This is a genomic window from Paraburkholderia sp. J67 (assembly GCF_905220265.1).
In the GTDB taxonomy this organism is placed as follows: domain Bacteria; phylum Pseudomonadota; class Gammaproteobacteria; order Burkholderiales; family Burkholderiaceae; genus Paraburkholderia.
The window spans coordinates 19,875-38,708 of sequence record NZ_CAJMZK010000033.1; the positions used below are offsets into that span (position 1 = coordinate 19,875).

Below are 18,834 nucleotides of genomic sequence, written 5' to 3' on the forward strand. Positions count from 1 at the left end.
TGGACCTCTATGGCTCAATGGGCATCGGGCGGGGGCGCGCCATTCGTGATGGGCCGCGAGAACGCCACGGAGGCGATCGCCACGACGAAGCACAGCGAGAGCACAAAAAACGCATCGGAGAACGTCATCACAAGCGCTTCGCGCAGCACCAGCGCATGCAGTTGCGCGAGACCCGACTGCGCCGCATCGAGCGTGTTGCCCGCGACGGCCTGCCAGTGCGTCGTGCTGCCCGCAAGCAGCCCTTCGACTTGCGGCATGCCGTGCGTGACGCTTTCATTCAGGCGCAGATAGTGAAAATTGAGGCGGTCGTTGAGCATCGTCGCGCTCACGGCGATACCAATCGCGCCGCCCAGATTACGCATCAGATTGAAGAGGCCGCTGGCCGATTTCAGACGCGCGGGCGGCAGCGACCCCAGCGACATCGTGACGATAGGCGGCACCGCGAACTGCTGGCCGATGCCACGCAGCGCCTGCGGCAGCAGGAATTGCTGCCAGCCCCAATCGTGCGTGAGCGGCACGTACAGATAACAGCCAAGGCCGAAGCAGACCAGGCCGAACACCATCAGCGCACGCATGCTGAAAAAGCGCGTGGCGTACGCATAGACGCCGAGCGCGAGCAACTGGAATACGCCCACGGAAAGCAGCGAAAGGCCGATTTGCAGCGAACTGAAACCCCGCACTTCCGAGAGAAACAGCGGAGTGAGAAACACGGCCACGAAGATGCCGATGCCCGTCACGAACGACAGCACGCTGCCGATCCCGAAGTTGCGCACGGCCAGCGCACGCAGATCGACGACTGGATCTTTCGCAGTCAGTGCATGCACGACGAACAGAAAGCCGCTGATGCCGGCAATCCACGCGCAGGCCACGATGGCGTCGTCGCCGAACCAGTTCTTGCGCGGGCCTTCTTCGAGCACGTATTCGAGGCAACCGAGAAAACCGCACATCAGCAGGATGCCGATATAGTCGCCGCGCTTGATCAGCGAGAGATCGGGTTCGTCGATATGCACATACTTCGGCACCAGCGCGGCCACGGCGATGCCGGGCACGAGGTTCAGATAGAACAGCCAGTGCCAGGACCATTGATCGGTGATCCAGCCGCCGATCACGGGCCCGAGCGTGGGCGCGAGTGAAGCGAGCGCGCCAATCGTCGTCGACGCCACGATGCGCTGCTTGCCCGGAAACAGCACGAACGCGGTGGTGAACACGGTGGGAATCATCGCCGCGCCCAGCGCCCCTTGCAGGGCGCGAAAAAAGATCATCGACTGGATGTCCCAGGCGAGACCGCACAGCATGCTCGTGATCGTGAAGCCTACCGCCGACGCCACGAACAGCCAGCGCGTCGAGAACACCTTCGAGAGCCAGCCCGACATCGGAATCACCATGATTTCGGCGATCAGATAGGCGGTCTGCACCCAGGAAAGCTCGTCCTGGCTCGCGGACAGGCCGCCGCCGATATCGCGCAGCGACGACGCGACGATCTGGATATCGAGCGTGGCCATGAAAAAGCCGATGCACATCAGCGCGAAGGCGAAAGCACGCTGGCCGATGGGCTGGAGATGCGGCTCAAGCGACGCGGGGGCGGCCGGGACCACGGCTGTGTCCTGCGGATCGGGCCGTACTTCGACGGCGGAGGTCGGGGCGTTCATGTCGGCTCGCCTGGCGTTCAGTTCGAGGCGCCCGCGCCGGACTGGGCACCCTCGCCCTGTTCGCCCAGATGCACCTTCACCGTCGCCGAAAGGCCGGGGCGCATGACACCTTCCATGCCCTTCGGCACATTCACGTGAATACGCACCGGCACCCGTTGCACGATCTTCGTGAAGTTGCCCGTGGCGTTCTCGGCCGGCAGCACGCTGAAGGTCGCGCCGGTGGCGGGCGCGAGGCTTTCCACCGTGCCGTGCAGCGTGCCGCTCGCGGCGTCGAGTTCGATGTCGGCGCGGTCACCCGCGCGCATCTGCTTCAACTGGTCTTCCTTGAAGTTCGCGTCCACCCAGAGGTCGCTCGCGGGCACCACGGTCAACAGCGGCGAGCCGACGTTCGCGAGCATGCCCACGCGCGCCGTGCGATTGCCGATAAAACCGTCCACCGGCGAGCGGATCGTCGTGTATTCGACATTGAGCGCGGCGAGGCGGCGGCTCGCCTCGGCGGTGCCCACGCGGGCCTGCGCATCGGCGATCTTCGCGGCCAGCACGTCGAGCTGGCGCTGCGCCGCCACCACCGACGCCCCGCTCTGCGCAACCGAGGCCTGGGCCTTCGCGAAGTCGGCATCGGCGCGTTCGACCAGCTGGTTCGAGACGGCGTCGTCCTTCACGAGCGCACGGTAACGCGTCTGGTCCTGGGCGCTACGCGTGAGTTCGGCGTCCGATGAGCGCACCTCGGCCTGATGCTGGTTGATGACCGCCGTCTGCAAGGTGCGCTGCGCCTCGAGTTCCGTCACGGCGGCGCGAGCGCTCGCGAGTTCGGCGTCGGCTTGCGCGAGCTTCGCGTCGTAGTCGCGCGCATCGAGACGCATCAGCAACTGGCCGGCCTTCACGCGCTGGTTGTCCTGCACGTCGATCTCGGCGACGAAGCCGCTCACGCGCGGCGCCATCACCGTGACATTGCCGCCCACATAGGCGTCGTCGGTGGTCTGCACGAAGCGCAGCACGAGGACCCAGTAGCCGCCCGCTGCCGCAAGCGCGAGCGCCACCGCGCCAAGCGCAAGACGCATCCACGGCAGGCTGGTGCGTTCGCGCGGCGCCGCGCCCGTGGCTGGAGTGGAAGGACTCGACATGACGATCACCTGTGTATATGCACTGATTAAGTTAAAGAATTGCCACCTTGCGATTCGAGCGAACTAAAGCGGCCCGACTCGAAACCCACCATCCCACCTTCCTGCGCTCACACCCGCGTGATGCGCAACAACTCGCGCCGCAACCACGCCGCGCGTTGCGGCCCGAAGCGGCGCTCGAACTCGTCCTGCGCCGCGCGCCAGTGCACGTTCGCCTCGGTCAGCCGCGTGCGGCCCGCCTGCGTGAGCGCCAGGCGACGGCGGCTGTCGCTCGCCTGCGCCAGATCCTCGACCAGCCCGCCGCGCAGCAGCGGTTGAAGCGCACGCACCAGCGTCGTGCGCTCCATGACCATCGTGCGGGCGAGTTGCGCCATCGTCAGCGACGGTTCGCTTGCCGCGCCGAGCGAGCCCAGAATGCTGAACTGCGTAGGCGTGAGCCCCGCCGCGCTCAGGTGCCGCTCGTAAAGCTGCGAGAGATGGCGAGCGGCCTGGCGCACGGCAAAGCAGTCGTCATGCTCGGGAAACTGGGCGGGAGACTGCTCAGCATCGGCGGCCACCTCGACGTGCAGTTCGGCAAGAAGATCGGCGTAAGTGTGCATACGCACAGATTAGACGGCAGTACGGATCGCCACAACTGCCGCGCGCGGCATCACACTATAGCCGCGCGGAGAACAATCCCCGTTTATTGGCCGCTCTCGCTTTCAATCGACTTTCTTCGCCGACTACTTCACGCCGCCGAAAAACTCCGTCGCATGGTCGATGAACGCGCGCACCTTCGCGGGCAGCAGCGTGCGCGACGTGTAGGCCAGACGGATCTCGATGTGCATGTCGCTGATCGGAAAATCGTCGAGCAGCGTCACGAGGCGGCCCGAATTCAACTCCCCCTGCACCAGCGCCCGCGGCAGGATGCCGATGCCGAAACCCTCCAGCACCATCTCGCGATTGAACTCCGGATTGTTGGAAGCGATCTCGTACTTGAGCGGCACCGTCACGTCCTCCTCGCCCGCGCGAAACGTGAGCGAGGGCTTGCGCAGCGAAGGCGGCATCGGCACGAACACATGCGAGGCCAGCTCCGACGGATGCTGCGGCGTGGAGGTGGCCGCGAGGTAGGCGGGCGTGGTGACGAGCGCGAGCGGGATGCGCTCGAGCAGTTTGGTCACCGTGCTGTCGGTGTTGAGCATGAACGGCAGCACGAGGCCGAGATCGTAGCCGTCCGCGACCAGATCGACGGGGCGCTCGGTCAGCATCACGTCGAGCGTCACCTTGGGATGCGCGCGCTTGAAGCTGGAGATGAGCGGCACGAGCCGGTTCACCGTGGCCGTGGTGTGCGCGACGAGCCGCAGCACGCCGTTGGCTTCGCGCGTCTGCTCGGTGGCGCCCGCCTCCAGCGCGTCGAGGTCGTCGAGCACGCGGCAGCAGCCGTCGTAGAAGCGCTCCGCCGCCTCGGTCAGCGAGACCGCGCGCGTGGTCCGATGAAAGAGCCGGCTGCCCAGACGCTTTTCGAGCCGCGCGATCGCGCGCGAGACGACCGGCGTGGCGAGGCCGTGCATGTCCGCGGCGCGCGTGAAGCTACGCGCCTCGACCACGGAACGGAAAATCCGCAGGGTGTCGATATAGTCCATAGCGATGACGATAGAAACGATGGCGTAGCTTAAAGCCGCGCGCGCAAACGTGCTGGCGCACGCAAAATCACGGCGTCGCCTGGCCGAACACCTCGGCGCAGAACGCGCGGCCGTCTTCGGACAGGCTCGCGCGACCCGTGCCGTCCTCGGCGAGCGTGGTCACCACGAGGCCGCCATCGACGAGCGCGGTCAACTGGCGGCGCAGTCCGCTCATCGGCACGCCGGCCTGTTTGGAGAGCTTCGCGAGCGACCACTCGCGCTGCGGCGACTCGCGATAGGCGCGCCAGAGTTGTTCGAGAATCGCGACCAGCACCGGATCGATTTCGCCGTCGTCGCCATCGTCGTCGGGCCTGCCGTTGTCGTCATCGTCGTTCATCGTGCGTCTCCTTAGGCCATCTTCGCGGCCAGCTCGCCGAGCGTCTTCAAGGCCGCTTCGGTCTGCCCGGTCCACGGATAGCTATAGTTCAGGCGAATGTAGTGGTGAAAGTCGTTGCGCATCGAAAACATATAGCCCGGCCCGATCGTGATGCCCTGCGCGAGCGCGGCCTGGTAGAGCCGCATCGAATCGACGCGCGGCGGCAACTCGACCCACAGCACGTAGCCGCCCTGCGGGTCGGACGTGCGCGTGCCCGCCGGGAAAAAACGCTCGATCATCGCACGCATGAGCCGCGCCTGTTGGCGATAGAAGCGGCGCAGGCGGCGCAGATGGCGGTCGTAGCCATCGTGGCGCAGATAATCGGCGAGCGCGACCTGGGGCACCGAAGGCGTGGTCAGCGTGTTGAGGAACTTGAGCTTTTCCACCTGGGCGCGGTAGCGGCCCGGCAGCGCCCAACCGATGCGATACGACGCCGACAGACTCTTCGAAAACGACGCGCAATGCAGCACGAGCCCGCGCGTATCGAACTGCTTGAGCGACGAAGGCCGCGACTGTCCGAAATACAACTCCTGATAGACATCGTTCTCGATCACGGGCAGATCGTGCGCGGCCGCCAGCGCTACGAGCCGCGCCTTGTTTTCATCGGGCATGCGAAAGCCCAGCGGATTCTGGAAGTTCGGCATCACCATGCAGGCGGCGACTTTCTGGCGCGTGAGCACGCGCTCCAGCGCGTCCAGGTCGATGCCGGTGTCTGCGTGTGTGCTCACCTCGATCGCGCGCATGCCCAGACGCTCGATGGCGTGCAGCATCGCGTAATAGGTAGGCGACTCCACGGCCACCGTGTCGCCGGGTTTGGCCACCGCCTGCAGACTCAGGTTGATGGCCTCGGTCGCGCCCACGGTGATGACGATTTCGTCGGGGTCGATGGTCGCGCCGTTTTCGGCGTAGCGGCGCGCAATCTGGCGGATCAGTTCGGGATTGCCGGGCGGCAGATCGTCGATCAGGTTCCAGCTCGCGTGGCGCCGCGCGATGGCGTTCGCGTACTGGTTCACGCGCCGCCACGGATAGAGCGCGGGATCGGGATACGGCGAGCCGAGCGGCACGGCGTCCTGCGCGCCGATACTGCGCAGCGTCGAGAGCACGAGGCGGCTCACGTCCACGGGCGCTGCGGCGGATGCCGCGCTGGACGCCGGCGCGGGCACGGCAGGCACAGCCGCCCGGCGCGGCTTCGGCGCGGCTTGCCGGCTTTGCGCGCTGTGCACCTTGGGCCGCGCCTTCACGAAAAACCCCGACTGCGGCCGCGATTCGATCACCCCCCGGCTCTCCAGCAACGCATAGGCATGCAGCACGGTCTTGATGCTCACGCCATGCTGCTCGCTCGCGCGCCGCACCGAAGGAATACGCTCGCCGGGCCCGAACACGCCGCGCTGCACGCCTGCCTCGATATCGTCGGCTAGTTGTTCGTAGCGGGGCACGGGGGGCACAGTCTGCGTAGCGGTCATGGCGGCATCGGTCGCGGCGGCGGCCGGCAAAGGCGATCCCCAGAGTCTATGTCAAATCGCCGCAACTGTACCCCTCGCTTTTCCGATTTTCTGTGATCTCCGGGTGCACAGGAACACAGTAGTCTCAGCACATCGGGCGGTCCGCCCATACGAATCCGAAGCCCTGCGCATCATGAAGAAGCCTGAAGCCCGCATCGAGCCGTACCATCATCCCGCCGCCGGTTGGGGCGCCCTGAAACAGGTCGCGATCAACCTCATCAAGGAGAAGGTGACGGGCGGCAACTACCGCACGCTGCTCAAGCAGAACCAGCCCGACGGCTTCGACTGCCCCGGCTGCGCATGGCCCGACCGCGAACACGCCTCGACCTTCGAATTCTGCGAAAACGGCGTGAAAGCCGTGGCGGCGGAGGCCACCAGCAAGCGCGTGACGCCAGCGTTCTTCGAAGAGCACACGGTCAGCGACCTGATGGCGCAATCGGACTACGAACTGGAACAGCACGGCCGCCTGACCGACCCGATGGTCTACGACGCGCGCCGCGACCGCTACGTGCCGATCGAATGGGACGACGCCTTCAAGCTGATCGCGAAGCACCTCAAGGCGCTCGACGATCCGGACCGCGCTGCCTTCTACACGTCGGGGCGCGCCAGCAACGAAGCCGCGTTCCTGTACCAGTTGTTCGTGCGCATGTACGGCACCAACAACTTCCCCGACTGCTCGAACATGTGCCACGAAGCCACGAGCCGCGGCCTGCCGGGGACGGTGGGCATCGGCAAGGGCACGGTTACGCTCGACGACTTCGAGCACGCGGACACGCTCCTGATCTTCGGCCAGAACCCCGCGACCAATCACCCGCGCATGCTGGGCGAACTGCGCGACTGCGCGAAGCGCGGCGCGACTATCGTCTCGATCAACCCGCTCAAGGAGCGCGGCCTCGAACGCTTCGCGAGCCCGCAGCACACGCTCGACATGCTCTCGCCCAAGGGCGTGCAGATCAGCTCGGTGTTTATCCGCCCACGCATCGGCGGCGACTTCGCGCTGATCAAGGGCGTGGCCAAGCGCACCATCGAACTCGACGATCAGGCGCTTGCGCAAGGCACGCAACGCATTCTCGACGTCGATTTCATTGCCGAGCACACGGTGGGCTTCGACGCCTTCGCCGCCGATCTGCGCGCCGAATCGTGGGACACCATCGTCGCAGAAGCGGGCGTGCCGCTCGAAGAAGTGCTCAAGCTTGCCGACATCTACGTGAAGGGCCGTGCGGTCATCTCGACATGGGGCATGGGCCTCACACAGCATAAGAATTCGGTGGCGACGATCCAGTTGCTCTCGAACCTCATGATGATGCGCGGCAATATCGGCCGGCGCGGCGCGGGCCTGTGCCCGGTTCGCGGCCACTCGAACGTGCAGGGTGATCGCACCGTGGGTATCGAGGAAAAGCCGACCCAGGCGTTCCTCGACCGCCTCGGCAAGGCCTACGATTTCGAGCCGCCGCGCGAGCACGGCTATGACGTGGTCGAAACGATTCACGCGATGCTCGAAGGGCATGTGAAGGTGTTTATCGGCCTTGGCGGCAACTTTGCCATCGCCACGCCGGACACGCCGCGCACGTTCGATGCGATGCGCTCTTGCGCGCTGACTGTGCATGTGACCACGAAGTTGAACCGTAGCCATTTGGTGCATGGCGAAGACGCGCTGATTTTGCCTACGCTCGGGCGCACCGAAATCGATCTTCAGAATGGCGTGCCGCAAGGCGTGTCCGTCGAAGACTCCATGAGCATGGTGCATATCTCGTATGGCATGAACCGGCCTGCGTCGCAGAATCTGCTGTCGGAAATCGCCATCGTTGCGAAGATGGCGCATGCCACGCTGGGCAGTGAGAAAGTCGACTGGCTCGATCTTGCTGGCGATTACGCGAAGATTCGCGATGGGATCGAGCAGGTTTTCGACGGCTTCCAGAACTACAACGAGCGGCTCAAGCAACCCGGTGGCTTTCACCTTGGCGTCGCTTCGCGCGATCGTGTGTGGAAAACGCCTAGCGCCAAAGCGCAGTTTGTCGTGCATGCCATCGCGCTCGATACGCCGATTCATCGCGCGCGGGCCGAGCATGGCAAGCAGTTGATGACGCTTATGACTACGCGCTCGCACGATCAGTACAACACTACGATTTATGGGCTTGATGATCGGTATCGTGGTGTTTATGGCATGCGGCGCGTTTTGTTTGCTAATCGCGAAGATATGAGCATGCTTGGGTTTGAGCCTGGGCAGCATGTCGATATCACCAGCGTCTGGGACGACGGCGTCGAGCGGCATGTCGAAGACTTTCTGCTCGTGGAATATGATATTCCGCGCGGGTGTCTCGGTGCTTACTATCCCGAGACTAATCCACTCGTGCCGCTTTCTTCTATCGCCGATGGCGCTGGGACGCCTACTTCCAAGTCGATTCCGGTTTTGCTTTCGCCTTCCAAAGTTGTTGCTATCGCGGCTTGATGCTTTCTTCGCGGTTTAATTGCGGCTTTGGCCTTTCCTTGTTTTCTTATCGGTCTATTAGCGTCGCCCCTGTGCGGGGCGGCACCTACTTTTCTTTGCCGCGGCAAAGAAAAGTAGGCAAAAGAAAGCCGCTCACACCGCTAGTGTGACGAAGTCGGCAAACCGCCGTACACGGGGAAAGGTATAGGTGCATCCGTCATTTCGCACCGCAAAACAAAGTGACAAAGGACTCATTCATCCCGCTGCTCGCTACGCGCGCAGCGGACGGGTCTGCAAGGGAAACCAGCGGCATTTGACGCTTCTTCGCAGTCTCTGGCAAACCTTCGGTTTGCGCCGGTTATGCCCCACGGGGCGCGTAGCGTCCCCGGAGGTATGACGGCTTTGTCACTTCGTTTTGTGGTGCGAGGTGGCGGACGCCCCTGCACCACTCCGTCATAAGATATGACTCGGACTGCGAAGCATTAGCGGTTTGAGCGGCTTTCTTTTGCCTACTTTTCTTTGCCGCGGCAAAGAAAAGTAGGTGCCGCCCCGCACAGGGGCAACGCTAATAGACCGACAAAAAATCAAGGAAAGGCCAAAGGTTCAGCAACAGGCCGAACTAAGCCTCCTGTTTAACCTCAATCGCATCCCGCGCAGCAGAAACCCGCCCCGTAAGCGGGCTAATTTCCATCTCATCATAACGAATAAAGCGGCTACGCTTCACCACGCGATACCCAAGCCACATAACAGCAAACAGCGGAATGCCGATATAAGTGGCCATCACACTCGCCCAATCGATCTTGTTAGCGGTGAAAGCCTGATAGTCCTGCCCGAGCATAATCACGAGACAAACGACAAAGGCAAAAATCGGCCCGATAGGAAACCACTTCGACCGATAAGGCAGTTGCGCAAAAGAATGCCCCTGCGCAACAAAGCCCTTTCGGAACCGATAGTGGCTAATAGCGATACCGAGCCAGGCAATAAACCCGGTCATCCCCGACGTATTGAGCAGCCACATATAGACGGTCTTGTCGCCATACATCGACGACAGGAAGCACAGCGCGCCAACGGCGGTAGTCGCATAAAGCGCATTACGCGGCACGCCACCCGAAGAAAGCTTCGCAAAAACCTTAGGCGCACGCCCTTCAACGGCGAGGTTATAGAGCATCCGCGTGGACGCATACATGCCCGAATTTCCGGCCGACAGCACGGCGGTGAGAATCACGGCATTCATGACACCCGCCGACAGCGCAAGACCGGCACGCCGAAACACGAGCGTAAACGGACTCACGCCAATATCGGTCACATCGGACTTCAGCAGATTCGGATCGGTATGCGGAATCAGCAGACCAATAACGATAATCGCGAGCACATAAAACAGCAGAATGCGCCAGAACACCTGCCGCACCGCGCGCGGAATCGTCTTGCCGGGGTTTTCCGATTCGCCAGCGGCAACGCCGATCAACTCAGTGCCCTGAAACGAGAAGCCCGCGATCATGGTGACACCCAGCAGTGCGGGCAAACCACCCACGAACGGACCGCCATCCGAGCTGAAATTGCTCCAGACGTGATCCGCCCCGCCCTTCATGACGCCAACGATCATCAGCAAACCCACGCCAATGAACGCGACGACAGTCACGACCTTGATCAGCGAGAACCAGTATTCGGCCTCACCGAAGCCGCGCACAGAAAGCGCGTTGAGCAGGAACATCACGCCAAGGAACGCGGCGCTCCACCAGACGCCTGGCACATGAGGGAACCAGTAGCCCATCACCAGTTGCGACGCCACCAGCTCGACGGCGATCGTCACCGCCCAGTTGTACCAGTAGTTCCAGCCGAGGGCGAAACCAAAGCCCTCGTCGACGAATTTCGCGCCATAGGTCGCGAACGAGCCGGAAACCGGCATGAACGCGGCCATCTCGCCAAGGCTCGTCATCAGGAAATACACCATCAGGCCGATGACGAGGTACGCGGCCAGCGCGCCGCCCGGTCCGGCCTGCGAGATGGACGCCCCTGAAGCGACGAACAACCCTGTGCCGATCGAGCCGCCGATCGCAATCATGGTCAGGTGGCGCGCTTTTAGACTGCGCTGCAATGTGGGCTGCTCGTTCCCGGAGCGGGATGGGCTCCCCGAAACGCGATGCGAATCCGAATCCATATAACTCTGTTTCTTTCTAGCGAATGTGACTGAGGTTTCAGGCCTTGTCTCTCGAGGCCGCGGTCATTCCGCAGGCGGATGCCCTGACCATTCTTCAAGCGTGTCTGACAAAAACCGGTGGCGATGTCGCCGCATAGTGCAGGGATTCGACCCCGCAATTTGACGCAACGCCCCGACGGGCGTGCCAGTTGATCGACCGAATGGACTACTCGCCCTCGAAGGCGCAACCCATCATTTTATCGTAGTGAGGAGTTGGGGAGGCGGGAAGGTCTCGAGGAGCGCCGGTGCGCCAGGCTTCACCGCAATAGATCCCCAAATAAAAAAGGCCGACCCGATCAATATCGAATCAGCCTTTTGTTCCCGCGCGCTCAGTGGCAGCCAGTCAACGCCTGGCCAGAAGCCTCAACCCGCCAGCTTGCGAAACGTCTCCAGCACCGCGTCGCCCTTGAACGGCTTGACGATCCAGCCGCGCACGCCGGCCGCCTTGCCGCGCTCTTTCATCGCCGGGCTGCTTTCCGTCGTCAGCATGACGACGTTCACCGCCGTGTTCGCCAGTTCGCTGCGGATCTTCTCGACCATCGTGAGGCCGTCCATGTTCGGCATGTTCACGTCGCTCACCACGAGCTTCACGCCAGGGTTGGCGCGCAGTTTCGCGAGGCCGTCCTTGCCGTCCACCGCCGTGTCCACGTCCAGACCGTTCTTGCGCAGGAAGCCCGCCACTTCGTCGCGCACCGTGCTCGAATCGTCCACTACCAGAATCTTTGCCATGTTGTCTCTTTCCTTCGCGCCATGACCGGCGCGCTTCTCAAAATGGGTCCGTCAAAACAGTTCGAGTTCGCCGCTCGCCTGCTCCTCTTCGGCGGCGGCCGCGGCCTGTGCCGCCGTCTCGTCGAAACCTTCGCGCGACCAGCCCAGACTGAACACGAAGCGCTGGTCGATCACCACCTCGCGGCCCGTCGTCGGGCACGTGAGGCGGTATTTGATGCATAGCTGCGGATTGTCCGAGCCAAACGACAGGTAACGCCGCCGATGGTTGATGAGCAGCGGCACCTGCACCTGCGCGCGGCCCACGCCGCCCGTCCCGGCTTCGTCGGCGTTGTTCGCGTTGCCCAGATAGCGGTTGCGAAACGCGCCCCACACGAGGTTCGTCAGTTCGCCCAGCACGCCGTTCACGTCGCGGAAGTCGCTTGCTTCGTCGCGGCCCGCGCGCGGCGGCAGCAGTTCGATCAGCGGCATCTCCTCGGTCTGCATCAGCAGCCAGCCTCGGCACCACGCCGTCTCGATCGGAATCAGCGTAAGCACTTCGCCGAAGATGATGCGGTCGCGCACGACGCTCGGCGCGTCCCAGTTCACTTCGAGGTCCGGAAACAGCCCGCGCAGGCGTCCGAACGTCATATCGGTGATGCCATCCACGAGCGGGTCCGGATACTCGTGCGAGAACACGTGCGCGTCGAGCGCCGCATGCAGCGTGTGCGGCTCGTCCTCGTACCAGTTCGCGCGCGGCACGCGCAGCAGCGCTTCGGGCAGCGCCTCGTCGCGTGACGCGCGGCGCAGCACGATCGGCAGTTCGGGGCGCTCCGCCTCCAGCGCGATGGCCACTGCAGCCGCCGCTTCAAACGAACCGCCGAAGTCTTCGCCGAGCAGCACACCGCCCAGGTCATAGTGCGTTTGCAGCGCCGCGGCCAGCGCGTCGCGCCGCACCGGCACGCACACGAGATGATGCGCGGCGCCGAATGCTTCGATCGCGTCGGCACGGGCCGTATCGTTCTCCAGCAGCAGGATCTTGCTGACTGGCTTGTTCGTGTTCATGCGTTGGCTTTCCTGCGCTTGCGATTGCGTATGTATTGCTTGCTGCTTCAGATCGTGTTCAAAACAGTTCGAGTTCGCCAGCGCTCTCGTGCTCCGCCGCCAGTTCCACGGCGATGAAATCGAGCGGCGCATGCGTGCAGATGCACAGCGTTGCGCCCAGGCGCACGCGACCGTCGAGCGTTAATGCATACGACTTCACGCTGTCCGGCTTCAATTCGCGCAGATACGGCAGGCACTGGCCGCCAAGCGAATACGGCGTGGACATGCCGAGGTCGGGAAAATGCTCGACCAGTTGCTGGTTCATCGACCCGCAACACAGGTTGCCGAATTCCATGAACGTGTCCACCACCGTGCGGCCGTTCTCGCCCGCGTAGTACTCCCGTGTGACTTCGTCATCCTTCACATGCAGCAACAGCAGCAAGCGGAACTGCATCGACGAAATCGTCAGCACCACCACGTGCTCGCCCTGCGCCACGTCGTTCGAGGCAGGTGCGATCTCGCAGGCGTGCTGCGGATCGGTAACGAGACGCGTACGTGCCGCGCCGAAGAAAATCCGCTCGAAGCTGTCCTGCGCGTGCGTGCCGATCATGCGTGCGCCTCAGCGCGCGCGTGGTCGAGTTCCGCACGCAATTGCTGCGAGAGCGATTCCACGCTGGCGAGCGACGCCGCGATCATCTTGCCGCCCGCCTGAATGTCCTGGAAGGTCGCCGCCGTGATGAGGTCGTTGCGATGCAGGCTGTCGCGATAGCTCTTCGAGAGTTCCTGCGAGCGCGTCGCCAGCGTGCGCACTTCGCCCGCCACGATCGAAAAGCCGCGTCCGGCCGCGCCCGCGCGCGCCGCTTCGATCGACGCATTGAGCGAGACGATCAGCACATGGCTCACGATCGACGACAGCTCCTGATTCTTCTGGTGCATGTCGTGGTTCTGCGCCATCAGCGAGGTCATCTGCTCGTGCCAGCGCTCGAAGGTCAGGGACATCTGCTTCAGACGCGCGGCCTCGGCGGCGATGCGCTCGACCCGTTGCAGCGCGTCGGTGCCGCGCGCGCGCTCGGCTGCCAGCGCCGCTTCCATCGCGTCTGCCACCATGCGGCGTTGCGCGAGGTCCGCGCGCAGCGAATCAAGCTGTGTAGCCAGATCCTCATGCTCTTCGGCCGCGCTTTCCAGTGCGTCGCGCAGGCGCGTATCGGCCTGTGCGAGCGCCGCGTCGTGCGCCTCCTGAAGCGCCAGCACCGCCTCACTTGCCTGGCCACGCGCACGCAGTCGCAACACGAAGGCGCACAGCACCGCTACCGCGAGGCCCGCCACCGCGCCGATCAAATACGGAAACACCACTTGATCCCCCACTGCGCGCTATGCCAGCGCATCCTCTTGCACAGCCTTGCGTGCAGGCGCCGTGGCGACTGCGCAGGTGTGCGGCAGATAGACGATCGTTTCGAAGTGCCGATAATCGGCGCCTTCGCGGTGATCGGTGAAACGCAGCTCGATACGGCCGCCCTCGCGTTCGAGGAAGTCGCGCACCGCATCCATGCCCACGCCGCGCCCCGATACTTCGGTCACGCTTTGCGCCGTGGAGAAACCCGCGCGGAAGATGAAGGCCGCGACCGCGTCGTCGCTGATCGAATCGCCTTCGCACAGCCAGCCGCGCTCCGCTGCGATGCCGCGAATGCGGGCCAGTGCGAGACCCCGGCCATCGTCGGCGAGTGCGATGCGCAATGCACCCTCGGTCATGGTCAATTTGATGTCGATATGACCCGCCTCGTCCTTGCCCTGGGCGCGACGCTGTGCCGGCATTTCAATGCCGTGGTCGAGCGAATTGCGCAGCAGATGCGTGAAGACGTCGCTCACCGTGCCGGCCGCTTCACTACGCAGACGGTAGCCACCATCGTCGATACGCACGATGGGCGCGACCTTGTCGAGTTCCTGCGCCAGCGACGGCAGCGAATCGATCACACCCGCAAGCGCATCCGCCACGGTTTCGGTGCCGATACCGTTCAGCACACGGCGCAGTTCCTCGCGCATCGCGCGCAGCGAGCCGATATCGTCGTTGTTCGCATCGTCCAGCAGACGCAGGCTCGCGTCGATCTGTTCGCGCCCGATCGCCACGCGCTCGTCCTTGCTGCGCGTGCCGCGTCCGAGGCTGACTTCGTTGAGCGTCGCGTAGTGATCGACCGCCTCGCGCACGCGATGCAGGTCGTCGATCAGCGCCTGCTGGTCCCACGCATGGCTCGTGTCTTCCTGGCGCAGTGCGTCGTAACGCTGCTCGACTTCGTGCACGACGCCCGTGAGATGCTGAAGGCTGTAGGTGCGCGCGTTGCCCTTGATGGTGTGCATGTTGCGGAACAGTGCGGCAATCGCGCCTTTGTCCGCGCAGTCGTGCTGGCGAATGATGTGTTCGTTTTCGTGGATGAAACCCGTTGCGCTCTCAACGAACGAGTGGAACTTCTCTTCGCTGACCGCGAGAATTTCGCCGATCATCTGCAGGCGGCGCTTCTGCTCGCCCGCTTCCGCCGCGAGTTCGCGCAACTCGGTCACGTCGCGCACGCACAGCATCAGGCGCACGACCACATCGTTTTCATCGGTGATGGCCGACCAGCTCAGGTCGAGCACCTTCTTGCGGCCATCGGGCATCGTGCGCGTGACTTCGTTCACGAGCAGATGCTGGTTGAACGCGAAGTTCACATCGTCTTCGCCCAGGCACGCGAACACGGCGGCGTCGATCTGCGAGAGCGTGTCGGCGTCCAGTTCCGTGTGCGAGAACACCAGATCCATCAGCGAGCGGCCGGCAATCTCGTTCGTTTCGAAGATCGCCTCGAGGTAGGCCGAGTATTCGTTGTGGATGGTTGCGCCTTCCACAATCGTCAGAATGCCCTGCTGCATGTTCTGCAACATCGCCTGGATATCGGCCGTCTTGCGCTTGAGTTGCGCGGAGCTGTGCTGGATCTTCTCGATCATGCCGTTGAACGCGACGATCGAATGACCGATTTCGTCCATGCGACCCACCGGCACGCGGCGCGTGAAATCCTGCTTCGATGCGATCTCGCTCATCTCTTGCTGCATGTGCGAGAGCGGGCGCGTGATCTGGCGATACAGCAGCAGGCCGATGGCCGTGAGCAGCACCACAGCGATGCCTGTCACGCCAGCGATTGCGCTCGTGGTGGTGTCGAGCATGCCGCTGAGCGCGTTGATGGCGTCGTCTTTCTGGCGGTTCTTTTCCACGCGCATCGTCGTGACGATGCCTTCGAGTTCGTCGCGATACTGCGCGACGTTGGCGAACAGATAAGCCTGCGCCAGCTCGTTCTTGCCGGCAGCCTTCATCTTCGCGGTGTCGTCGATGGCGCTGAAATAGTTCGCGACGCTTTCCTGAGCCTGCGCGACGAGGCCGTCCTGCGCGTGGCTCGCGGCCGCCTGCTTCTGCACGTCGAGTGCGGCGCGCAGCGCGGTTTCCTTCTTCTTGAGATCGTCCTGCGCGAGTTGCGCGGTGGTCGCGTCGGGCGCGTAGACGAGCGTCATCGTCGCGAGCTGTACGTCTTTCACGAGCGAGACGAGATCGGAGGACGCCAGCGCGCTGGGCACGACGCCCTGCGTAACCTGGTGAACGTCGGTGGCGCTGCGGCGCGTCTGATAGACCGCGTAGCCGCCGATGGCGGACAGCGCGACGAACATCAGGACGATGAGTAGCGTGATGCGGTGACGAATGGTCATGTCGAAATCCCCCGGGCCTTCGTGGTGCCGGGCGCGCTATCGTTTGCACGCCTCGTGACACGAAGGCCAAATTATTCGGGTTGGATTATCGACGCAGCTGTATGACGATATGATGAATGTACTTAATTAGCGCGCTAACGCACAGACCATTCGTCTTACGCCGGCTTGCGCTCAGTCGAAGATCAGCACCATGAGTTCTTCGTCAAAGTACTCTCCATCAATACGCATACCGCGCGGCTCGCGGCCATAAACCACGAAGCCCAGCGACAAGTACAACGTTTGCGCGCGCGGATTTTGTGCGCCCACGGTCAATTGCACCAACTCTGCTCCGCTCGCTTTCGCGCGCTCGATCGCGCTTTCCATCAAGCGCCGTCCGATGCCGGTGCACCGGTAAGCCGGGTCGACGAACACGCCCCAGACGAGCGACTTGTGCGCGAACTTGACCCGCTGCTCGCGCCGCCAGCCCGTGATGCCGATCAGCGTCTCGCCGTCGAATGCGCCGAATACCGCTTGCTGATCCGTCTCGCGCACGCGCGCGATGTTCTCGTCGCGGGTCCAGCGCGCTTCTTCCTCGGGAGTGGGGACGATGGCGAATGGCGTATCAGCGGCCGCGTGCAGGCGCATGGCGTGGAAGGCATCGACGTCGTGTTCGGTAAGCGTGCGGATCGTGAGCGTAGGGGCGTTCATGGGCAGTGCTGTTAGGGACAGAAGTGGATCGAGTCACGAAGTTAACATGATTGCCGGGTGCGCTTGCTCGTAATCACACGGATGCCCTACGTTAAAATGAGGACTCTTGCCTGCGTCATGCGCGCGGCATTGCCTTCGAGGTTCGCCATGCCCCAACCGACCGCCGCCACCCCCAGCTTCTGGCGCGACGACGCCCTGCCCTTCATCGAAGTCCGCGCCATTACCGATGGCCGTAAGGTCCGTTATGGCCGTCATGCGCACAGCACGTTTTCGATCGGTGCGATTCTGGGCGGGCGTAGCACCTATCTGAATGGCGATTCGCTCGAGCACATTCATACCGGCGCGGTCGTCGTCATCAATCCGGATGTCGCGCATGCCTGCAATCCCGCCGCCGATGAAGCGTGGACCTATCGCATGTTCTATATCGACGTGGATTGGCTCGCACGCTTGCAGCATGCATTGGGTTTCGGTGCGCAAGAGGGCTTTCGCCACTTCGAGCAGACGCTCACGTGGGACGTTAAGTTATTCGCAGGACTCAATACGCTTTACGACCTGCTGGTCGATCCGCATGAAGACACGTTGCGCAAGGAAAGCGCTGCCACGCAATACTTCACGTTGCTTCAGCAGACGCTCAACCCCGCACCGGATCAAGAGGCGTCAGGCGCGACCGACCGGCGCCTCGCGCGCGCGGCTGAATTCATCGACAACAATTACACGCGTGCACTCAAGCTCGAAGAGATCTGCGCGGCGGCGGACCTTTCTCCCTCGCATCTGATCCGCGCGTTTCGCGAGCAATATGGCCTCACGCCGCACGCGTATGTCGTGAACCGGCGCATCGAATTCAGCCGTGCGCAATTGCGTCGCGGTCACGCCATCGCCGATGTCGCCGCCGAAGCCGGTTTCGCCGATCAAGCCCATTTGCAGCGCGCGTTTCGCCAGTTCGTGGCCGCCACGCCGGGGCAATATCGCGGATAAGCCGCGATTGATACGCGATTTGCGGGCACTAATCGAGCAGCAGCCATAGCGCACTCGCCGCCAGCAGCACGGCCATCGTCCGGTTCACGAAACGCACGCGCGCCGGTTCGCGCAGCGCCTGGCGCAGCGACGCGCCCGCCCACGCCCAGCACGCAATCGACGCGTAGCAGACCACGAAATAAATCGCCGCGAACTGCCATACGAGCGCCTTGTCGCCCGAAGCCGCGTACGCGCCCATGCCCGCCACCGAAGCCAGCCACGCCTTCGGATTGAGCCATTGCATCGCCGCGCCTGTGAGCAACGTGGGGCCGCGCGCGCTGCCCGTCGAATCGATACGGCCATCGTCGGTGGCGAGTTTCCACGCGACGTAAAGCAGAAACGCCACGCCCGCCCATTCGATCGCGCGCGTGAGCGACGGCCATCGCGCGAGTAGTTCATGCAGGCCCAGCCCGATCAGCAGCAACAGCAGCGCGAAGCCCACGGTCGCGCCCGTGACGTGGCGCAGACTCGCGCGCAAGCCATAGCGCGCGCCCGCGCCGAGCGCGACGATATTGACGGGACCTGGGGTGATGGATGTGGCCAGCGCGAAGGCGGCCATGGAAAGTGCGATGCTCACGGTTCTCCTCGATACGCCTAACGGCGATGATTCACCGTCGAGCGTACGCAAGGCGAAAGCGCGTGTATTGAAGAAAATTACTGTGAGGCACGCTATCATTCGTGCGCGACTTCCGCACTTCTGTGCTCGACGCCATCGAGCCACTCTCCG

16 protein-coding genes are annotated in these 18,834 nt (G+C 63.4%); 2 read left to right on the forward strand and 14 right to left on the reverse strand.

Annotated features, from left to right (window positions below; all coding sequences use genetic code 11):
* Positions 1 to 14: 14 nt before the first annotated feature.
* The 6 genes from U5782_RS35655 to U5782_RS35680 form a co-directional block, all read right to left on the reverse strand.
* The gene (locus tag U5782_RS35655; protein WP_322048552.1) at positions 15 to 1,649 is read right to left on the reverse strand and encodes a DHA2 family efflux MFS transporter permease subunit; all 1,635 of its coding nucleotides are present in this window, start codon (positions 1,647 to 1,649) and stop codon (positions 15 to 17) included.
* 17 nt (positions 1,650 to 1,666) lie between these two features.
* Positions 1,667 to 2,773, reverse strand: a complete 1,107-nt coding sequence (locus U5782_RS35660) for an HlyD family secretion protein (protein ID WP_322048553.1) — start codon at positions 2,771 to 2,773, stop codon at positions 1,667 to 1,669.
* A gap of 107 nt (positions 2,774 to 2,880) precedes the next feature.
* Entirely contained in the window at positions 2,881 to 3,369 is a 489-nt protein-coding gene (locus U5782_RS35665; protein WP_415914467.1) for a MarR family winged helix-turn-helix transcriptional regulator, read from the reverse strand.
* 123 nt (positions 3,370 to 3,492) lie between these two features.
* Complete coding sequence (locus tag U5782_RS35670; protein ID WP_322048555.1) at positions 3,493 to 4,392, reverse strand: LysR family transcriptional regulator; 900 nt, start codon at positions 4,390 to 4,392, stop codon at positions 3,493 to 3,495.
* Between the two features lie 67 nt (positions 4,393 to 4,459).
* Positions 4,460 to 4,768: a helix-turn-helix domain-containing protein gene (locus U5782_RS35675; protein ID WP_322048556.1), complete on the reverse strand. Its 309-nt coding sequence runs from the start codon at positions 4,766 to 4,768 to the stop codon at positions 4,460 to 4,462.
* Positions 4,769 to 4,779: 11 nt separating this feature from the next.
* Positions 4,780 to 6,243 (reverse strand): PLP-dependent aminotransferase family protein, encoded by a 1,464-nt coding sequence (locus U5782_RS35680; RefSeq protein WP_322048619.1) that lies wholly within the window; start codon positions 6,241 to 6,243, stop codon positions 4,780 to 4,782.
* 199 nt (positions 6,244 to 6,442) lie between these two features.
* Between U5782_RS35680 and U5782_RS35685 the strand changes: the two genes are divergently transcribed.
* Complete coding sequence (locus tag U5782_RS35685) at positions 6,443 to 8,758, forward strand: FdhF/YdeP family oxidoreductase (RefSeq protein ID WP_322048557.1); 2,316 nt, start codon at positions 6,443 to 6,445, stop codon at positions 8,756 to 8,758.
* A 598-nt stretch (positions 8,759 to 9,356) separates the two neighbouring features.
* Here the strand turns inward: U5782_RS35685 and U5782_RS35690 are convergent.
* The 7 genes from U5782_RS35690 to U5782_RS35720 all read right to left on the reverse strand — a co-directional run bounded on the left by U5782_RS35690 (position 9,357) and on the right by U5782_RS35720 (position 17,093).
* Positions 9,357 to 10,895, reverse strand: coding sequence for an amino acid permease (locus U5782_RS35690; protein ID WP_322048558.1), 1,539 nt, complete (start codon positions 10,893 to 10,895; stop codon positions 9,357 to 9,359).
* Between the two features lie 402 nt (positions 10,896 to 11,297).
* The gene (locus tag U5782_RS35695; RefSeq protein ID WP_322048559.1) at positions 11,298 to 11,663 is read right to left on the reverse strand and encodes a response regulator; all 366 of its coding nucleotides are present in this window, start codon (positions 11,661 to 11,663) and stop codon (positions 11,298 to 11,300) included.
* 51 nt (positions 11,664 to 11,714) lie between these two features.
* Positions 11,715 to 12,704 carry a chemotaxis protein CheX gene (locus U5782_RS35700; RefSeq protein ID WP_322048560.1) on the reverse strand — a complete coding sequence of 330 codons (990 nt, stop codon included), beginning with the start codon at positions 12,702 to 12,704 and terminating at the stop codon, positions 11,715 to 11,717.
* 58 nt (positions 12,705 to 12,762) lie between these two features.
* Entirely contained in the window at positions 12,763 to 13,293 is a 531-nt protein-coding gene (locus U5782_RS35705) for a hypothetical protein (protein WP_322048561.1), read from the reverse strand.
* The gene (locus U5782_RS35710) at positions 13,290 to 14,036 is read right to left on the reverse strand and encodes a methyl-accepting chemotaxis protein (RefSeq protein ID WP_415914468.1); all 747 of its coding nucleotides are present in this window, start codon (positions 14,034 to 14,036) and stop codon (positions 13,290 to 13,292) included. Before U5782_RS35710 ends, U5782_RS35705 begins: the two co-directional genes overlap by 4 nt.
* 18 nt (positions 14,037 to 14,054) lie before the next feature.
* The gene (locus tag U5782_RS35715) at positions 14,055 to 16,406 is read right to left on the reverse strand and encodes an ATP-binding protein (protein WP_322048563.1); all 2,352 of its coding nucleotides are present in this window, start codon (positions 16,404 to 16,406) and stop codon (positions 14,055 to 14,057) included.
* A 171-nt stretch (positions 16,407 to 16,577) separates the two neighbouring features.
* The gene (locus U5782_RS35720; RefSeq protein WP_322048564.1) at positions 16,578 to 17,093 is read right to left on the reverse strand and encodes a GNAT family N-acetyltransferase; all 516 of its coding nucleotides are present in this window, start codon (positions 17,091 to 17,093) and stop codon (positions 16,578 to 16,580) included.
* 147 nt (positions 17,094 to 17,240) lie between these two features.
* On the opposite strand from U5782_RS35720, the gene U5782_RS35725 reads away from it, so the two are divergent.
* Positions 17,241 to 18,068: an AraC family transcriptional regulator gene (locus U5782_RS35725; protein ID WP_322048565.1), complete on the forward strand. Its 828-nt coding sequence runs from the start codon at positions 17,241 to 17,243 to the stop codon at positions 18,066 to 18,068.
* A 28-nt stretch (positions 18,069 to 18,096) separates the two neighbouring features.
* Here U5782_RS35725 and U5782_RS35730 read toward each other — a convergent pair whose 3' ends face one another.
* Positions 18,097 to 18,684, reverse strand: coding sequence for a LysE family translocator (locus U5782_RS35730; protein WP_322048566.1), 588 nt, complete (start codon positions 18,682 to 18,684; stop codon positions 18,097 to 18,099).
* Positions 18,685 to 18,834 lie beyond the last annotated feature (150 nt).

Bases quoted from the DNA above. Each gene is read 5' to 3' on its own strand.
- U5782_RS35665 (WP_415914467.1), bottom strand. From the start codon at position 3,369: ATGCACACTTACGCCGATCTTCTTGCCGAACTGCACGTCGAGGTGGCC.
- U5782_RS35705 (WP_322048561.1), bottom strand. From the start codon at position 13,293: ATGATCGGCACGCACGCGCAGGACAGCTTCGAGCGGATTTTCTTCGGC.
- U5782_RS35690 (WP_322048558.1), bottom strand. From the start codon at position 10,895: ATGGATTCGGATTCGCATCGCGTTTCGGGGAGCCCATCCCGCTCCGGG.
- U5782_RS35700 (WP_322048560.1), bottom strand. From the start codon at position 12,704: ATGAACACGAACAAGCCAGTCAGCAAGATCCTGCTGCTGGAGAACGAT.
- U5782_RS35720 (WP_322048564.1), bottom strand. From the start codon at position 17,093: ATGAACGCCCCTACGCTCACGATCCGCACGCTTACCGAACACGACGTC.
- U5782_RS35725 (WP_322048565.1), top strand. From the start codon at position 17,241: ATGCCCCAACCGACCGCCGCCACCCCCAGCTTCTGGCGCGACGACGCC.
- U5782_RS35715 (WP_322048563.1), bottom strand. From the start codon at position 16,406: ATGACCATTCGTCACCGCATCACGCTACTCATCGTCCTGATGTTCGTC.
- U5782_RS35685 (WP_322048557.1), top strand. From the start codon at position 6,443: ATGAAGAAGCCTGAAGCCCGCATCGAGCCGTACCATCATCCCGCCGCC.
- U5782_RS35675 (WP_322048556.1), bottom strand. From the start codon at position 4,768: ATGAACGACGATGACGACAACGGCAGGCCCGACGACGATGGCGACGAC.
- U5782_RS35655 (WP_322048552.1), bottom strand. From the start codon at position 1,649: ATGAACGCCCCGACCTCCGCCGTCGAAGTACGGCCCGATCCGCAGGAC.
- U5782_RS35695 (WP_322048559.1), bottom strand. From the start codon at position 11,663: ATGGCAAAGATTCTGGTAGTGGACGATTCGAGCACGGTGCGCGACGAA.
- U5782_RS35660 (WP_322048553.1), bottom strand. From the start codon at position 2,773: ATGTCGAGTCCTTCCACTCCAGCCACGGGCGCGGCGCCGCGCGAACGC.
- U5782_RS35670 (WP_322048555.1), bottom strand. From the start codon at position 4,392: ATGGACTATATCGACACCCTGCGGATTTTCCGTTCCGTGGTCGAGGCG.